This is a genomic window from Achromobacter sp. 1014246743 (assembly GCF_059760725.1).
Map to the genome: position 1 here is coordinate 1 of NZ_JCBANA010000108.1, position 16,607 is coordinate 16,607.

17 protein-coding genes are annotated in these 16,607 nt (G+C 67.4%); 12 read left to right on the forward strand and 5 right to left on the reverse strand.

From position 1 onward, the window contains the following. From AC6LJ2_RS28680 to AC6LJ2_RS28690, 3 genes are all read left to right on the forward strand, one after another. Window positions 1–400, forward strand: a 400-nt coding sequence (locus AC6LJ2_RS28680) for a cyclic-phosphate processing receiver domain-containing protein (RefSeq protein ID WP_498152674.1), incomplete at its 5' end; no start/stop codon positions are given. A gap of 50 nt (window positions 401–450) precedes the next feature. After that, window positions 451–978 (forward strand): hypothetical protein, encoded by a 528-nt coding sequence (locus AC6LJ2_RS28685; RefSeq protein ID WP_498152675.1) that lies wholly within the window; start codon window positions 451–453, stop codon window positions 976–978. Between the two features lie 3 nt (window positions 979–981). Beyond that, entirely contained in the window at window positions 982–1,959 is a 978-nt protein-coding gene (locus AC6LJ2_RS28690) for a hypothetical protein (RefSeq protein ID WP_263912593.1), read from the forward strand. Window positions 1,960–2,067: 108 nt separating this feature from the next. On the opposite strand, the gene AC6LJ2_RS28695 is transcribed toward AC6LJ2_RS28690, so the two are convergent. Beyond that, window positions 2,068–2,619 (reverse strand): Dps family protein, encoded by a 552-nt coding sequence (locus tag AC6LJ2_RS28695; protein WP_263912592.1) that lies wholly within the window; start codon window positions 2,617–2,619, stop codon window positions 2,068–2,070. A gap of 214 nt (window positions 2,620–2,833) precedes the next feature. Further along, window positions 2,834–3,499, reverse strand: coding sequence for a TetR/AcrR family transcriptional regulator C-terminal domain-containing protein (locus AC6LJ2_RS28700; protein ID WP_263912591.1), 666 nt, complete (start codon window positions 3,497–3,499; stop codon window positions 2,834–2,836). 168 nt (window positions 3,500–3,667) lie between these two features. On the opposite strand from AC6LJ2_RS28700, the gene AC6LJ2_RS28705 reads away from it, so the two are divergent. Both AC6LJ2_RS28705 and AC6LJ2_RS28710 read left to right on the forward strand, forming a co-directional pair. Further along, window positions 3,668–4,369, forward strand: coding sequence for a DAPG hydrolase family protein (locus AC6LJ2_RS28705; RefSeq protein ID WP_445658867.1), 702 nt, complete (start codon window positions 3,668–3,670; stop codon window positions 4,367–4,369). Window positions 4,370–4,428: 59 nt separating this feature from the next. Further along, the gene (locus tag AC6LJ2_RS28710; RefSeq protein WP_445658866.1) at window positions 4,429–5,601 is read left to right on the forward strand and encodes an MFS transporter; all 1,173 of its coding nucleotides are present in this window, start codon (window positions 4,429–4,431) and stop codon (window positions 5,599–5,601) included. Window positions 5,602–5,655: 54 nt separating this feature from the next. Here AC6LJ2_RS28710 and AC6LJ2_RS28715 read toward each other — a convergent pair whose 3' ends face one another. Continuing rightward, on the reverse strand, window positions 5,656–7,047 hold the full coding sequence (locus tag AC6LJ2_RS28715) for an aminotransferase-like domain-containing protein (RefSeq protein WP_263912588.1): 1,392 nt from the start codon (window positions 7,045–7,047) through the stop codon (window positions 5,656–5,658). A gap of 115 nt (window positions 7,048–7,162) precedes the next feature. Between AC6LJ2_RS28715 and AC6LJ2_RS28720 the strand changes: the two genes are divergently transcribed. Next, the gene (locus AC6LJ2_RS28720; RefSeq protein WP_498152676.1) at window positions 7,163–8,026 is read left to right on the forward strand and encodes a DMT family transporter; all 864 of its coding nucleotides are present in this window, start codon (window positions 7,163–7,165) and stop codon (window positions 8,024–8,026) included. A gap of 42 nt (window positions 8,027–8,068) precedes the next feature. Here the strand turns inward: AC6LJ2_RS28720 and AC6LJ2_RS28725 are convergent, their stop codons facing one another. Next, complete coding sequence (locus AC6LJ2_RS28725) at window positions 8,069–8,281, reverse strand: YbdD/YjiX family protein (RefSeq protein WP_115596962.1); 213 nt, start codon at window positions 8,279–8,281, stop codon at window positions 8,069–8,071. 16 nt (window positions 8,282–8,297) lie between these two features. Beyond that, a complete protein-coding gene (locus AC6LJ2_RS28730; protein ID WP_263912586.1) occupies window positions 8,298–10,382 on the reverse strand; it encodes a carbon starvation CstA family protein in 2,085 nt (694 codons plus the stop codon). A 315-nt stretch (window positions 10,383–10,697) separates the two neighbouring features. On the opposite strand from AC6LJ2_RS28730, the gene AC6LJ2_RS28735 reads away from it, so the two are divergent. The 6 genes from AC6LJ2_RS28735 to AC6LJ2_RS28760 all read left to right on the forward strand — a co-directional run bounded on the left by AC6LJ2_RS28735 (window position 10,698) and on the right by AC6LJ2_RS28760 (window position 16,386). Next, entirely contained in the window at window positions 10,698–12,116 is a 1,419-nt protein-coding gene (locus tag AC6LJ2_RS28735; protein ID WP_263912585.1) for a cache domain-containing protein, read from the forward strand. Further along, window positions 12,113–12,769, forward strand: coding sequence for a response regulator (locus AC6LJ2_RS28740; RefSeq protein WP_263912584.1), 657 nt, complete (start codon window positions 12,113–12,115; stop codon window positions 12,767–12,769). Before AC6LJ2_RS28735 ends, AC6LJ2_RS28740 begins: the two co-directional genes overlap by 4 nt. A gap of 96 nt (window positions 12,770–12,865) precedes the next feature. Next, window positions 12,866–13,411: a GTP cyclohydrolase I FolE gene (gene folE, locus AC6LJ2_RS28745; protein WP_025137675.1), complete on the forward strand. Its 546-nt coding sequence runs from the start codon at window positions 12,866–12,868 to the stop codon at window positions 13,409–13,411. Window positions 13,412–13,631: 220 nt separating this feature from the next. Continuing rightward, entirely contained in the window at window positions 13,632–14,660 is a 1,029-nt protein-coding gene (gene tauA, locus AC6LJ2_RS28750) for a taurine ABC transporter substrate-binding protein (protein WP_498152677.1), read from the forward strand. Between the two features lie 69 nt (window positions 14,661–14,729). Continuing rightward, window positions 14,730–15,566, forward strand: a complete 837-nt coding sequence (locus tag AC6LJ2_RS28755) for a taurine ABC transporter ATP-binding protein (RefSeq protein ID WP_498152678.1) — start codon at window positions 14,730–14,732, stop codon at window positions 15,564–15,566. Next, window positions 15,559–16,386: an ABC transporter permease subunit gene (locus AC6LJ2_RS28760; RefSeq protein ID WP_263912581.1), complete on the forward strand. Its 828-nt coding sequence runs from the start codon at window positions 15,559–15,561 to the stop codon at window positions 16,384–16,386. Before AC6LJ2_RS28755 ends, AC6LJ2_RS28760 begins: the two co-directional genes overlap by 8 nt. The last annotated feature ends 221 nt before the right edge of the window (window positions 16,387–16,607 follow it).

Genomic DNA, 16,607 nt, shown 5'->3' on the forward strand with positions numbered 1-16,607 from the left:
ACCCGTGGCAGCCCTGCCGCCACGGGTGCCGGTGCGCGCTGCCAGCCGCGAACAAGGAACAAGGATGAAGGTATTTCTGGACGATGTGCGCGTGACGCCGGAAGGCTGGGTGCGCACATTCTGGCCTGAAGAGGTCATCGCGTTGCTCAAGACCGGTCAAGTCACGGAACTTTCGCTCGACCACGACCTGGGCGACGACGAGCATGGCACGGGATATACGGTGTTGTTGTGGCTGGAAGAGCAAGTGGCCATGCATGGCCTGGTGCCGCCGGCGATTCGCGTGCATTCGGCCAATTCGGCGGCCCGGCTGAAAATGGAAGCGGCGATAGCCTCGATTGAGCGGCATGCGGGCCAAGGCCATCACGCGACCCCGGGTCAACGCCAGGGAGGACAGCCCTGAGCGCTGTCCCAAACCGAGCCGGACTGTAGCGATATTCCCAAGGAAAACTCATGACCCAGCTTCCCCCCGAAGCCATCGCTGCGCTGGAAAGCGGCAAGCTGATCGAAGCCATCAAGATCACGCGTGACCGGACCGGCATGGACCTCAAGTCGTCCAAGGACGCGGTTGAGCGGTACGCCAATCGCAACGAGCAAGAGCGCGGTGCAGGCGCCATCGGCAGCGCACACGGCGACGCGAACGGCGACGCGAACGGCAGCGCAACCGAAGCCGGCGCCATGCAGGGCAACAAGCCCGCCGTACCGGCCGCTGCCCTGGCCGCCCTGGCGCGCGGCCACAAGGTCGAAGCCGTGCGCCTCACGCGCGATGCCACGGGCCTGGGCTTGGCCGACGCCCTCAAGCTGGTGGACGCCCAACTCAATCCCGCCGCCCAGGACGACGTCCCCCTGTCATCGAACAGGCTGGGCGACCCGATGGCCGAACCCGGTCGGGTGCCGCGCAGCGGCTTCAAATGGCTGCCCATCGCCATCGTCTTGCTGCTGTTCGCGCTGGCGTGGGTCACGCTGGGCAAAGGCTTCTGACACATGATCGTTCCTGAATACTGGGCCGAAGGCCGCATCCAGCAACAGGTGGCCGGCAAGCAATACACCGTGCGCCGCTACGGCTGGTCCGACGACAGCGCGATGGCCGCACAGGCGCATGCCGACCAGCGCACGCGCGAGGCTTTCGAGCGCATCGTCAATGGCGAGCCGCTGCAACGCCGCGAGCGCAAGCTGGCGTATAACGGCGCCGACGGCATGCCGATTCGCGAGGAAATCCTCGAACGCCAGGGCGACAGCATCATCACGCGCAACGGCTACGGGGCGCGCTGCCTGAATACGCCCAACGTGATGTTCGTCGACGTCGACTTCGAAGACCGGCGCGGCAGCGCGCGCGGACTGACGGTGATCGGCGCGGCCTTTCTGATGGCCTTCGCGGTAGGCTACGCCACGCACTCGGCGATGGCGGGCCTGGCCACGCTCATGCTGGTAACGGCGTTGGGCTTCTGGCGCGCACGCGCCGAGGGGCTGCGCCTGACCGAGGACAACAGTGATCAGCTGACGGGCCTGCGGGAACGCGTGGATCAGTTCATCCAGCAACGGCCCGACTGGCACCTGCGGGTGTACCGCACGCCATCAGGCGCGCGCCTCCTGGCCATGCACGACGTGTTTGCGCCAGCGGATGCCGAGGTGACCGAGGCGTTCGACGCGTTGGGCGCCGACCCGGTCTACGCGCGCATGTGCCGCAACCAGAACTGTTTTCGGGCAAGGTTGAGCCCCAAGCCCTGGCGGGTGGGCATCGACGAGCACCTGCCGCGTCCGAGCGTCTGGCCGGTGCCGTTCGAGAAGCAGGCCGCCCGCAACGCCTGGGTGGCGCGCTACGAAACGGCCGCGCAAGGCTATGCCGCTTGCCAGTACCTGGGCAGCGTGGGCAACACGCTGAACGTGCATCCGGATGCGCTGGCCGTGCAAGCATTGCACGACGACCGCACCGGCGCCCAGCGCGGGCTGGCGCTGGCCTGAGCGAGCCGGGATCGGCGTCACCGACCCGGCGCCGATGGTCAGCACCGCCTGGAAGCGCGCGCCGTGGGTGGCAATGGCCGCCTTGCGCTCAGCCCAGGCCCACGCGGCTCAATGCCCCGTGGAATCCCCTTCGCGGCTGGCTTCGAACAGGAACCAGGTGCGCCGTTCGGTCTCGTCGATCCAGTTCTCGATCAGGCTGGAACTGGCGATGTCGCGATGTTCGTCGGTGACGTTGTGCGCCTCGCGCAGGGACGCGGCCAGGGTCTTGTTGTCTTCGCGCAGCTCGGCCAGCATGTCCAGCGGCTGGACGTAATCGGCGTCGTTGTCGGAAATGCGTTGCGACCGCGAGATGTGGCCGATGGACCGCAGCGTGGTGCCGCCGATCTTGCGGATGCGTTCGGCGATGGGGTCGGTCATGGCAAAGAGCTGGTCACCCTGCTCGTCCAGCAGCAGGTGGTAATCGCGAAAGTGCGGTCCGCTGACGTGCCAATGGAAGTTCTTGGTTTTCAGGTACAGCGCGAACACGTCGGCCAGCACCTGGTTCAGCACCGCGGAGATGTCGCGGGTGGCGGCGGCGGCAAGGTCGGTCGGGGTCGCCAGCGGGCGCTTGCGCAGCGTCTTTGCCGCCTTGGTGGTCTTCTCATTCAGTTTCTTGGCCATGAATCGCAGCTCCTGGAAATGATTCGGAAAACTCGCGCGCGGCGCCGATCGATGGCACCGCGACACCCCAGGGTAATTCCGTATGCCCGCTTTGCCAAATGGGCGCGCCAGGCTGGCGCCAAGCTGAATGCAAGGCCCGCTTCGACATGACGGCCGCACTAGTTTTTTCGGACCGTCGCAGACCCGCTCGCGATGAACAACGACACCGGCAAGCCTAGCCCGTCTTCACCTCGAACACCCCTCCCTGCCCCGAGAACAGCGCCACGCCGGCCTCGATACGCGCCTGGACCGACCCCGCTGGCAACGGCGGCGTGAGGCCCAGCGCCATCTGGCGCAGCGGTTCGGCAATGACCATGGCCAGCAGCAGGCCGGCGGTCTCGATCGGTTGCTTGATGCGGATCAGGCCGCGCGCGGCCAGCTTCTGGAACCAGGCGGCCAGCATGGCCGTGCCGCGTTCGATGCCGTTCTTCTGGTAGACCTCCAGCAACGCCTGCCGCGCCGGAAAGTCGCTGGTCAACAGGCGGAACATGCCGACGGCATCCGCCGACAGCGCGCGCTCGGCAATCGCTTGCAGCACGCGGCTCAAGGCGGGCAGCACGTCGGCGGCCGACGCGACTTCCTGCGCCATGACGGGTTCGAAGGTGTCGGTCCAGCCGCGCACCACTTGCGCCACCAGGTCTTCGCGATTGGCGGCAAAGCGATAGACGGTTTTCTTGGCCATGCCGGCGCGCTTGGCCACGGCTTCCAGCGTGGCCGCGGCATAGCCTTCGTTCAGCAGCAGCCAGGTGGCGGCCTGCAAGGCGGCAGCGTGCAGCTCGGCATCGGGCCGGGCGGGACGGCCGCGCGGCCGGGGCGCAGGGGGAGAAGCTAGGGTCGCCATGGGCGGTCGCAAGTCCTGGTGATCGGTCAAAACGGTTGTTGCAAGGGTGAACGGCGTGGCCGCCTGCCCTATGGATGAACCGCGATCTTACACGGTCCGGATATTTTGGAAACGTTTAACGTTTCCTTATTGTAGAATTCGGTTTTCCCAACCTTGAAGAGACCGGCCATGACCACCCCTCACCCCGACGCGGCGTACATCGCCGCCGACCTGGACACGTTGCTCAGCCCTGCCCCGCTGCGCCTGGAAACCGGCATCACCCGGCTGCCGGGCGGCGGCCTGATCGTGGCGGCGCGCACCGATCTGCACGGCTGCAAGGGCCGCATGCTGGACTGGTGGTTCAAGTTCTTCCAGACGACGCAGCACATCAAGTGGTGGCATCCGCAGGACCACGTCGAACATCGGGGGTGGGACGAACACTGGCGCCGCGGCGACAACTACGTGGGCGCGTCGATTCATGCGGTGGAATCGCTGGCGGACCTGCCGCCGGTGGCAGCGAAGCTGAAGTTCCATGCGCCGGAAGATTGCCTGGATGCGGCGCGCCTGCGCGCGGCCACCGCCAATGGCGAGGTGTCGGCGGCGGTCTATGCGCGCATCGGCTTTGGCGATGCCATCGAACTCGATGCCGAGGGCGACCCGATGGACGGCCAGATGATCCACCTGGCCCGCGACACGCCGTTTGGCTGCGTGCTGCGCAGCCGCTTCTACCTGGGTCTGTCCAGCGCGCAGCCCGAACAGGACGTACCGGATGTGCTGGGGCTGAACCTGCTGCGGCACTGCTATACGGAATTCACCTTCTTGTCGCGCTTCCTGCCGTCGATCTATTACGGCGAGCACGCCAATGACGAAGCCGTGCCGCTGCCCTGGTAGGCGTTGCGCCGGAAGGAGTATGCTAGCGCGCTTCATTCCGGCCCGACCCCGACAACGCTATGCGCGGCAACCCCGACGCCCGGCAAGGCGCTATCGCCCTGCATGGGTTCTACTTCCTGTACTACGGCTTGCAGGGCGTCAGCATTCCTTTCTTGCCCTTGTGGTTCGCCAGCCGCGGGCTGGACCCGGCGCTGATCGGCCTGATCGTGGCCACGTCGTTCCTGCCCAAGATCCTGTCGACGCCGGTGGTGGCGCACGTGGCCGACCAGAGCGGTCGCGCCCACGGCCTGATCGCCGCGGCGCTGGGCGCATCGCTGCTGCTATTCATTTGCTACCCCTTCAGCCAGGCGCCGGCCTGGCTGTTCGCCATCACACTGCTGCTGAATGCGGTGTTTCCGGCGGTGCTGCCGCTGCTGGACCGCATGGCGATCGCCAGCGGCCGCGGCCAGGGCAATTCGTACACCCTCATCCGCGCCTGCGGGTCGCTGGGCTTTGCCATCGTGACCGTGGCGGGCGGCTACCTGATCAAGACGTTCAATGCGGATTGGGTGATGTGGCTGTCGATCCTGCTGATCGTGGCTTGCTTGGCCTGCGTGCGGCTGTTGCCGCAGGCCGCGCGGCCCAGCCCGGACGAAGCGCCCGCCGAACGGGTGCGGCTGCCGATGCGCGAGATCCTGCGCGACCGGCCGCTGCTGCTGTGCATCGGCGCGGCGTCGCTGGTGCAGGCCAGCAACGGCTTCCTGTATTCGTATTCGACGCTGTACTGGACCGACCGAGGCCTGTCGACGGCGCTGATCTCGATGCTGTGGGCGGTGGGCGTGACCAGCGAGGTGCTGTTCTTCTTCCTGGCGCCCAAGGTGCTGGCGCGGGTGGGCGCGCAGTGGCTGATCCTGGCGTCGGCGGCGATGACGGCGATCCGCTGGGCCGGGCTGTCGGCCACCACGGACCCGGTGTGGATCGGCGCGCTGCAACTGCTGCAGTGCTTCACGCTGGCGGGCAATAATGCCGCCATCATGTGGTACATCGCGCGGCGCGTGCCGGCGGGCTGCAAGACGTCGGCGATCGCGCTGTACGCACTGCTGTCGGGCGGGGTGTTCATGTTCGGCAGCATCCAGCTGGGCGGCGCGCTGTACCGCAGTTTTGCGCCGGGCGGCTTCCTGGTGATGGCGCTGTGCGCGGCCTGCGCGATTCCGCTGGTGCTGCTGTCTGAAAAACGGACGCGGCCGGCCTGAAAGCGGCCGCGCTGACCTTGCCCGGCACGGCGCACGGCGACACGGCTGACTGCCCTACCGCCGGCTCGCGTCCAGCGCCCGCGCCAGGCTGCCGAAGACGTGATCGTCGTTGGACTGCGCCACGTTGAAGCGCAGGAACCCACCCGCCTCGGGCGAGCGGCTGAAGGAATTGCCCGGCGCCAGCACTACGCCGTCGCGCAGGCAGGCCCGCGCGACCGTCGGCGCGTCGATGCCGGCGGGCAGTCGGCTCCAGAGAAACATGCCGGCCTTGGGGTAGCTCCAGGGCTCGATGCCCAGCGCGTGCAGACGCCGCGCGACGACTTCCATTTCCTCGGCCAGGCGCTGGCGCACCCATTCCATATGTTTGCGGTAGCCGCTGTCGATCAGCGTACGGTGCACGACGTCCGCGGCCAGGCGGCCGCCGCCGAACGTGGTGGCGATTTTCAGGTCGGCCAGGCTGTCGATCCAGTCGGGCTTGGTGGCGATGTAGCCGCAGCGCAGCGAGGCGGACACGGTCTTGGAAAAGCTGCCGATCTGGATCACGCGTGACAGGCCGTCAAAGGCGGCCAGGCGCGGCGCGGGGCTGTTTTCGAAGTCGGCGAAGATGTCGTCTTCGACGATGACCAGGCCGGCGCCGTCGGCCACCTTGAGCAGACGGTGGGCCACCAGCGGCGATAGCGAGGCCCCGGTGGGGTTGTGCAGGCCGGAATTGGTGATGTACAGGCGCGGCGCATGCTCGCGCACGGCCGCTTCGAACCGCCCCACGTCGGGCCCGTGCGGGGTGTAGGGCACGCTGACGACACGCGCCCGGTGGGCCTTGAGCAAGGCGTGGAAATTGAAATAGCAGGGGTCGTCGACCAGCACGGTGTCGCCGGGTTCCAGCAAGAACCGGCAGATCAGGTCGATGGACTGGGTGCCGGACTCGGTCAGCATGATCTGGTCGGGCGCGGCCTCGATGCCGGCGGCGGCCATGCGCCGCGACAGCACCTGGCGCAGGCCCGGATGGCCCAGCGGGGTGGCGTATTCGGTCAGCGCCACGCTGTCGGCCTTGGCCAGGGCGCGCAAGGCGCGGCGGATGCCCGCTTCATACATCCATGAACTGGGCAGCCAGCCGCAGCCGGGTTTCAACGCGGCGGGCGCGGTGTCCAGCGACTGGCGCGAGACCCAGAGCGGATCGACTTCGCGGTCGAACTTGGGGCCGATCTCGGCCAGCGCCAGGGGTGCCACCGGGCCGGCGACGTAAAAGCCCGAACCCGGCCGCGACGTGATGGCGCCTTCGGCGGCCAGGCGCTCGTAGGCTTCCACCACGGTCGACACCGACACCCCCATGGCCGCAGCCTGCGCCCGCACCGACGGCAGCCGGGCGCCGGGCGACCAGGCCCGCGAGGCGATCTTTGCCTGAACCTGCGCCATCACCGCTTCGATCCGCGTGCCGCCTCGCGCCATAGCGCCTCCGTTTGTACTGGACTGTATTGCATAACAGTTATTTTGAATTGTACTGGACTGTCTCTGGGGAAAACCCGGCCGCGGTGCTGAAGTAACGGATTCATCGGAGCGGTTCATGGACAAGGCAACAAGTGGCTGGATCAATGGTTTCATCGGCGTGGCGATCTTCGCCGGCTCGCTGCCCGCGACGCGGGTGGCCGTGGCCGAGCTGGACCCGACCTTCCTCACCTGCGCCCGCGCCACCATTGCCACCGTGCTGGGTTGGGCCCTGTTGCTGCTGCTGCGCCAGCCGCGGCCGCGGCGCGTGGACCTGCCGGCGCTGGCGCTGACGGCGTTGGGCGTGGTGCTGGGCTTTCCGCTGCTGACGGCGCTGGCGTTGCAGCACGTCACGTCGGCGCATTCGATCGTGTTCCTGGGCCTGTTGCCGCTATCCACCGCGGTGTTCGCGGTGCTGCGCGGCGGCGAGCGCCCTCGCCCGGCCTTCTGGATGTTCTCGGTGGCGGGCGCGGCCTTCGTCGTGGGCTACGCGGTGATCGGCGGGCTGGACGTGTCGCTCAAGGGCGACCTGCTGATGTTGGCGGCCATCGTGGTCTGCGGCATGGGCTATGCGGAAGGCGCCAAGCTGTCGCGCACGCTGGGCGGCTGGCAGGTGATCAGCTGGGCGCTGGTGCTGTCGCTGCCGGTAATGCTGCCGCTGGCGCTGTTCACGATGCCGCCCACGTTCGCGCACGTCACCGTGGCCGGCTGGATCGGGCTGGCCTATGTGTCGCTGTTCAGCATGCTGATCGGGTTTGTGTTCTGGTACCGCGGCCTGGCACAGGGCGGCATTGCGGCGGTGGGCCAGTTGCAGCTGTTCCAGCCCTTCATGGGGCTGGGCCTGGCGGCGCTGCTGCTGCACGAAAACGTCAGCTGGGCGATGCTGCTGGTGACGCTGGCAGCGGTGGTGTGCGTGGCCGGGGCGAAGAAGTACGCCCGCTGAGCCACGCCACCTGCCGCGCAGTCCGCGGCACTGTCAGTGCTGTCAGCAGCACCCGATCCGTTTCTTGCCGCCGTAACGGGCGTCCTGCCGCTCGCGGAAGAACGCTTCGTACGTCATCGGCTCCTGGTCCGGATGGGTGCGCCGCATGTGTTCGACGTAGGTCTCGTAGTCGGGCACGCCGACCATCAGCCTGAGCGTCTGGCCCAGGTAGCGGCCGGCGGCGCCGGCCGCCGAGGTCATATTGGTAAACAGCATGCGGCGGCTCCCGGGGTCAGTCCGCGCCGGCTGCGACGGCCGGCAGGGTTTCGTACGGCGTTTCGCGGGCGGTGGGCTTGTTTTCCTGGCGGGCGCGCAGCACCGAACGCACGCCGAACACCACGATGCTGACCACCACGAAGATGAAGATGCCGCACAGCCCCGCGTTGATGTAGTCGTTGAGCACCACGCGCGACATTTCCGACAGCGACTTGGCCGGGGCCAGCACCTTGCCTTCGGCGATGGCGGCGTTGTACTTGGCCGCGTGCGCCAGGAAGCTGACCTTCGGGTCGGCATGGAACAGCTTCTGCCAGCCGGCGGTCAGGGTGCACGCCAGCAGCCACAGCGTGGGCAGCACGGTGACCCAGGCGTAGCGGTCGCGCTTCATCTTGAACAGCACCACGGTGCCCAGCGTCAGCGCAATGGCGGCCAGCATCTGGTTGGCGATGCCGAACAGCGGCCACAGCGTATTGATGCCGCCCAGCGGATCGACCACGCCCTGGTACAGGAAGTAGCCCCACGCCGCCACGCACAGGCCGGTGGCGATCAGGTTGGCGGGCAAGGACTCGGTGCGCTTGAGCGACGGGGCAAAGGTGCCCAGCAGGTCTTGCAGCATGAAGCGGCCCGCGCGGGTGCCGGCGTCCACGGCCGTCAGGATGAACAGCGCTTCGAACAGGATGGCGAAGTGATACCAGAACGCCATCATGCCCGGGCCGCCGATGGCCTGGTGCAGGATGTGGGCCATGCCCACGGCCAGCGTCGGCGCGCCGCCGGCGCGCGAGATGATGGTGCTTTCACCGACGTCCTTGGCGGTCTGCACCAGGTCGGCCGGCGTCACCACGAAGCCCCAGCTGGACACCACCTGGGCGACCTGGTCGGGCGTGGTGCCGATGACGGCGGCCGGGCTGTTCATGGCGTAGTAGATGCCCGGCTCGATCACGCAGGCGGCCACCAGGGCCATGATGGCCACGAACGATTCCATCAGCATGCCGCCGTAACCGATGTAGCGGGCCTGGGTTTCGTTTTCGATCAGCTTGGGCGTGGTGCCCGACGAGATCAGGGCATGGAAGCCCGACACCGCGCCGCAGGCGATGGTGATGAACAGGAACGGGAACAGGTTGCCCGACCACACCGGGCCGGAACCATCCACGAACTGCGTCAGCGCCGGCATTTTCAGCTCGGGCGCCACCACCACGATGCCGATGGCCAGGCCGACGATGGTGCCGATCTTCAGAAAGGTCGACAGGTAGTCGCGCGGGGCCAGCAGCAGCCACACCGGCAGCACCGAGGCGATGAAGCCGTAGATGATCAGGATCCAGGTCAGGCCCTTGCCGTCGAAGTCGAACATCGGGCCGATGACCGGATGCGCCGCCACGTCCTGGCCGAACGTGATGGCCGCCATCAGGCCGACGAAGCCGATGATGGAAACCTCGCCGATCTTGCCCGGGCGGATGTAGCGCAGGTACACGCCCATGAAGAGCGCGATGGGGATGGTGGCGGCCACCGTGAAGGTGCCCCACGGCGAATGCGTCAGCGCCTTGACCACGATCAACGCCAGCACGGCCAGGATGATCACCATGATCATGAAGGCGCCGAACAGCGCGATCACGCCCGGGATCTTGCCCAGTTCGGACTTGACCAGGTCACCCAGCGAGCGGCCGTCGCGGCGGGTGGAGATGAAGAGGATGGTGAAGTCCTGCACGGCGCCGGCAAACACCACGCCGGCCAGGATCCACAGCATGCCGGGCAGGTAGCCCATCTGCGCGGCCAGCACGGGGCCGACCAGGGGGCCGGCGCCGGCGATGGCGGCAAAGTGGTGGCCGAACAGCACGTGCTTGTTGGTGGGCACGTAGTCCAGGCCGTCGTTGTACTTCCAGGCCGGCGTCATGCGCGTGGGGTCCAGCTTGAAGACCTTGTTCGCGATGAAGCGGCTGTAGTAGCGGTATGCGATCAGATACACGCACACGGCGGCAATGACCACCCATAGCGCATTGATGGTCTCACCTCTGGCCAGCGCCACGGTGCCAAGCGCAAACGCGCCCAACACCGCAACCGCCAGCCAGACCAGGTGCTGACCCAGTCCCTTACTGCTGGTATGCATAAGTTCTCCTCGTGCCTGCCGCCATGCTCTTGGCGTGAAACGCTTTTTTCGTCTCGCGGAAGGCAGACTCATTGTTGTGGGGTGGCGGACACGGCGGTCCGCTCGGCGTCGGGTCGACGCGGGCGTTAGTATTTCGGTTTGCCCCACCCCCAACAAGCGCGAAACTACGCAAGCGCCCTACGTGTTACTACCGAATGCGCCGCAGCAAATTCGTGCCGAAATCGTAAAATCGGCGGCGGCCCACCTTTGTCGGATCGGGCCCTTTTCCATTGATGCATCGCAACACGTGCGCTAGTCGCTGATACAAATCCCCTCATGAAGCTGCGTCTGAAAATCCTGCTGCTGGCCGCCGTGCCCCTGCTCGTGGCGCTGGCGGCCATCGCCGTGGCCGTCTACGTGCAGGGCCTGCAACTGGCCCAGCGCGAAAAGGAAGTGGTGGAAAGCGCCTGGCTGGGCAGCAAGGAAAGCGAACTGCGCCACTACGTCAGCCTGGCCTACAGCGCCATCGCCCCGCTGCAGGAAGCCAGCGACGGCGAGGCCGCCCGCGAGCGCGCCCTGGCGCTGCTGGCGCAGATGGAATTCGGCCACGACGGTTATTTCTTCGTCTATGACCTGCACGGCAAGAACCTGATGCACCCGCGCCAGCCCGAACTGGTGGGGCAAGACCTCTGGAACCTGCGCGACACGCGCGGCCAGGCGGTGATCCAGAACCTGCTGACGGCGGCGCGGCGCGGCGGCGCGCAGGGCCAGGCCGTGCATTACCTGTGGGAAAAGCCGTCCACCCACCAGACCGTCGAAAAGCTCGGCTACGTGGTGGTGCTGGAACGCTGGGGCTGGATGCTGGGCACCGGCATCTACCTGGACGACGTGGAACAGACCCTGGCCCACATCGACGCCGCGGCGCAGGCCAACATCCGCAACATGTTCGCCTGGGTGGCGGGCATTGCGGCCGTGTCCATCCTGCTGGTGGCGGCCTGCGGCCTGGCGCTCAATATCAGCGACCACCGCCAGTCCGACGCCAAGCTGCGGCTGATGGCCCAGCAACTGGTGCGCTCGCAGGAAGACGAGCGCGCCCGCCTGTCGCGCGAGCTGCACGACGGCATCAGCCAGGTGCTGGTCAGCATCAAGCTGTCGCTGGAAGCCGCCCGCGAACGCCTGCGGCAGGCCCTGGGCGCCGAGCCGCGGGCGCTGGCCCACATCGACACGCCGCTGGGCGGCGCGCTGGACCGCCTGAACACGGCGGTGGGCGAGGTGCGCCGCATTTCACACAACCTGCGCCCCACCCTGCTGGACGACCTGGGCCTGCCGGCCGCGCTGGAACACCTGGGCCGTGAATTCGCCGGCGCCAGCCAGCCGGGCGCCACGCCCCTGGCCGTGCGCCTGGCCACCCAGGGCCGGCCGGTGAAGCTGCCCGACGCCTACGCCACCGCCCTGTTCCGCGTCACCCAGGAAGCGCTGACCAACGTCATCCGCCACGCCGGGGCGTCGCGCGCCGACCTGACGCTGGCCTATTCCGCCCGCGACCTGCGCCTGACGATCAGCGACGACGGCCGCGGCTTCGACTACGCCGACGTGCAGCGCGACCCGCGCCGCGGCATCGGCCTGCGCAACATGCGCGAACGCATGACGGCGCTGTCCGGCAGCCTCAGTTTCCATACCTCGGACCAAGGCACCACCTTGCAGGCCTGGTTGCCGCTGCCCGCCCCCCATCCCGAACCGGCCCCTTCCGCATGACCGACCATCCCGACGCCATCCGCCTGCTGCTGATCGACGACCACCCGCTGGTGCGTGACGGCCTGCGCCTGCGCCTGGAAACCGTGCCGCACCTGCGGGTGGTAGGCGAAGCCGGCAACGCCGCCGCCGTACTGGCCTTTCTGCAAGCCTGCCTGGCCGAAGACCCCCAAGGCGGCACCCTGCCGCAACTGGCCCTGATGGACCTGAACATGCCCGGCGTGGGCGGGCTGGACCTGACCGCGCAGCTGCACGAGCGCTATCCGCAGATCGCGGTGCTGGTGCTGTCGATGCACGACAACGCCGAATACATGGTGCAGGCCGTGCGGGCCGGCGCCCGGGGCTACCTGCTCAAGGACGAGCCAGCCCAGGAAATCATCGCCGCGATCGACACGGTGATGACCGGCCGCACCTATTTCAGCGCGGCCGTGTCGCTGCGGCTGTCGCAGGCCAGCATCCCGGCCACGCTACTGACCCAGCGCGAACGCGACGTGCTGCGCCACATCGCCAGCGGCCATGCCAACAAGCAGATCGCCCAGGCGCTGGGCCTGTCGGTGCGCACCGTGGAAACCCACCGGCTGAACATCAAGCGCAAGCTGGGCATCGACGGCCAGGCCGAACTGGTCAAGTACGCCGTGGAGAACCGCGGCGTGTAGTTTCAGGCGCCTTTCAGGCGAGCGGCCCCGGCCCGCGCTGGGGTAGACTTGCGTGTTAATCGCCATCAGTGGCGCGCAGCCCCAGGAGTCCTCCCCATGTCATTGGAAACACACTACACCGCCATTCTCGAAGCGCTGGGGGAAGATCCGTCCCGCGAAGGGCTGGCCGACACGCCGGCCCGCGCGGCCAAGGCCATGCGCCACCTGTGCCGCGGCTACGGCCAGAACCTGGACGAAATCGTCAACGGCGCGCTGTTCACGTCCGACACCCGCGAGATCGTGCTGGTCAAGAACATCGAGCTGTATTCGCTCTGTGAACACCACATGCTGCCCTTCATCGGCAAGGCCCACGTGGCCTACCTGCCCAACGGCCGCGTACTGGGCCTGTCCAAGGTGGCGCGCATCGTCGAAATGTATGCCCGCCGCCTGCAGATCCAGGAAAACCTCAGCCGCCAGGTGGCCGAGGCCGTGCAGTCGGTCACCGGCGCCGCCGGCGTCGCCGTGGTGATCGAAGCCCAGCACATGTGCATGATGATGCGCGGCGTCGAAAAGCAGAATTCGTCCATGGTCACCTCGGTGATGCTGGGCGAATTCCACGAAAACCCGTCGACCCGGGCGGAATTCCTCAGCCTGATCCGCTAAACCAGAAGGCGTCCCCCGAACGGGCGGCCGGACCACGAAGGTCCCGCCGCCCGTTTGCATTGCGTCGTCCGCCAGATGGGGGATTCCCTCACCTTGGTTCCAATTGAAGGGAATAACTGGTCCTAGCGTTCATATCCCATCCGGGCAAACTGGCGTCACAGGCCGCACCGGCACAAGCCGGTCGCGTCGGGGCGCGGCCCATCCTCGATCGGAGATCATCATGAACGCGATGTACCGCCTCATCCGCCGTTGTCTCCTTGCCGGCCTGGCCGCCGCGCTGCTGGGCGCGCCCGCCCATGCCCAGACCCGCCTGACCGTGGGTTACCAATTGATCGTCGGCCCGTTCCTGGCCGCCATTGCCGACGGCAGCTTCGACAAGGCCCTGAAAGACGCGGGCTACCAGGTCGACTGGCGCCAGTTCACCTCGGGCGGCGACATTTCCACCGCGCTGGCCTCCGGCAACGTGCCGGTGGGCGTGCTGGGGTCCACCGGCATCACGTCCGCCGCCACCCGCGGCGTGGACATGGAATTGTTCTGGATCCTGGACAACATCGGCAAATCGGAAGCCCTGGTGGCGCGCAACGGCTCGGGCATCGACAGCACGGCCGACCTGAAGGGCAAGCGCGTCGCCACGCCGTTCGTGTCGACCTCGCACTTTCACCTGCTGGTGGGCCTGGAGCAGGTCTGGAAGATCAGCCCGCGCGACGTGCGCATCCTGAACATGCAACCGCCGCAGATCGTGGCCGCCTGGCAGCGCGGCGACATCGACGCCGCCTACGTCTGGCCGCCCGCCCTGACCGAAATCGAAAAGACCGGCAAGGTCATCGCCGATTCCGAGGCCATCGGCCGCGCCAGCGTGCCGACCTTCGACGGCCTGGTGGTGGACCGCGCCTGGGCCGCCAGGAACCCGAAGTTCATGGCCGCCTTCACCGCCGTACTGGCCAAGTCGTACGCCGACTACCGCGCCAACAGCGCCGCCTGGACAGCCGACTCGGCGCCGGTGAAAAGCATCGTCAAGCTCATCGGCGGCAAGCCCGACGACGTGGCCTCGGCCTTGAAGCTGCTGACCTTTCCCACCGCGCAGGAACAGGCGTCCAATGCATGGCTGGGCGGCGGCAAGGAGGCCGGCGCCGCGCGCGCCTTCGCGGCCAGCGCCAAGTTCCTGAAGGACCAGAAGCAGATCGACCGTGCCCTGGACGACTACAGCCGCCACGTCACGGACCAGTACGCCAAGGCGGCCGTCAAATAGCCGCAGGCGTCGCCAGCCGCGGCCCGGCACCCGCCTCGCCGCGGGCGCCGCCATCAACAGGGAGCCCGTATGTCCCACGCCACCCCACCCGCCGCGCAAGCCCTGCGCGCGGATCATGTCAGCGTCACCTACCCCGGGCTGCACGACAGCGGACCGGTGATTGCCCTGCAAGACGTCAACCTGACCATCGAGCCCGGCGAATTCGTCGTGGCGCTGGGCGCGTCCGGTTGCGGCAAGACCACCCTGCTCAGCCTGCTGGCCGGATTCCTGTCGCCCACCGACGGCGAGATCACGCTGGGCGGGCGGCCCATCACCGGCCCCGGCGCCGACCGCGGCGTGGTGTTCCAGAAGCACGCCCTGCTGCCCTGGCTGAACGTGCTGGAAAACACCGAGTTCGGCCTGAAGCTGCAAGGCGTGGACCGCGAGACGCGCCGCGCCCGCGCCCGCCGCAACCTGGAACGGGTGGGCCTTGCGGATTTTCACCGCCACATGATCTACCAGTTGTCCGGCGGCATGCAGCAGCGCGTGGGCATCGCCCGGGCGCTGACCTGCGACCCGGCCATGCTGCTGATGGACGAGCCCATGGCGGCGCTGGACGCGCTGACCCGCGAGACCATCCAGGAGCTGCTGCTGGAAATCTGGCGCCAGACCGGCAAGATGTTCTTCTTCATTACCCATAGCGTGGAAGAGGCGCTGTTCCTGGGGTCGCGGCTGATCGTGATGTCGCCGCGCCCGGGACGCATCACCCACACCTTCAAGCCGGACTTCAACCGGCGCTACCTGGAGACGCGCGGTGGACGCGGCATCAAATCAAGTCCCGACTTCATCGCCATGCGCGAACAAGTCCTTGGCATCATCTACGGCGACGAACTTGCCGCCTCCGCCCCGCAGGCCGTCCATGCCTAGCCGCTTTTCGGGGCATCAGCCGGCCACGCCGGGCAAGGTCTATGGCGCGCCGGGGGCCGGCTACAGCGGCCACATCAGCCTGTTGACCAGCATCGCGCTGCTGGCGCTGTGGTTCCTGGCCACCAATGCGGGCTGGGTCAAGCCGCTGTTCCTGCCATCGCCGCAGGCGGTGTACGGCAAGTTCGTGTCCGCCATGACCGACGGCGTGGCCAACTCGACCCTGGCCGAGCACGCGCTGGCCAGCCTGACGCGGGTGTTCTCGGCGTTTTTCCTGGCCTGCGCCACCGCCATTCCGGTCGGCATCCTGATGGGCGTGAATCGCTACGCCCGCGGCATCTTCGACCCGCCCATCGAGTTCTACCGCCCGTTGCCGCCCCTGGCCTACCTGCCGCTCATCATCATCTGGTTCGGCATCGGCGAATTCCCCAAGATCCTCTTGATCTACCTGGCCATCTTCGCGCCCATGGCCATTGCGGCGCGGGCCGGGGTGCGGTCGGTGTCCATCGAGCAGATCCACGCCGCCTACGCCATGGGCGGCACGCGGATGCAGATCGTCTGGCACGTGATCCTGAAAGCCGCCATGCCCGAGATCTTCACCGGCATGCGCATCGGCATCGGGGTGGGCTGGACCACGCTGGTGGCCGCCGAAATGGTGGCCGCCGACCGCGGGCTGGGCTTCATGGTGCTGAACGCCGCGCAATTCCTGGCCAGCGATACCGTCATCATGGGCATCATCGTCATCGGCGTGTTCGCCTTCGCCTTCGACCTGCTGGTGCGCTACCTGGAGAAATTCGCGATTCCCTGGAAGGGACGCATCTGAAAGAAGGATCTCGTTCCATTTTCCGGCCGATGCGTCATCCATTTGTCGTCCAGGACGCCTCGGCAGGGCATTCCCGCATTCCGCCCCCCCATCCGCTCCTCTATTCTGGGACTAGGGCCTGTTCACACTGAAAGGAGCCTCGCACAGGCCGGTAATCGGCTGCCAGGCTAGGCGCGGTCGCCGCCGCGTGGCTGTGCCACGCAAGGTGAGCGCAACGACGC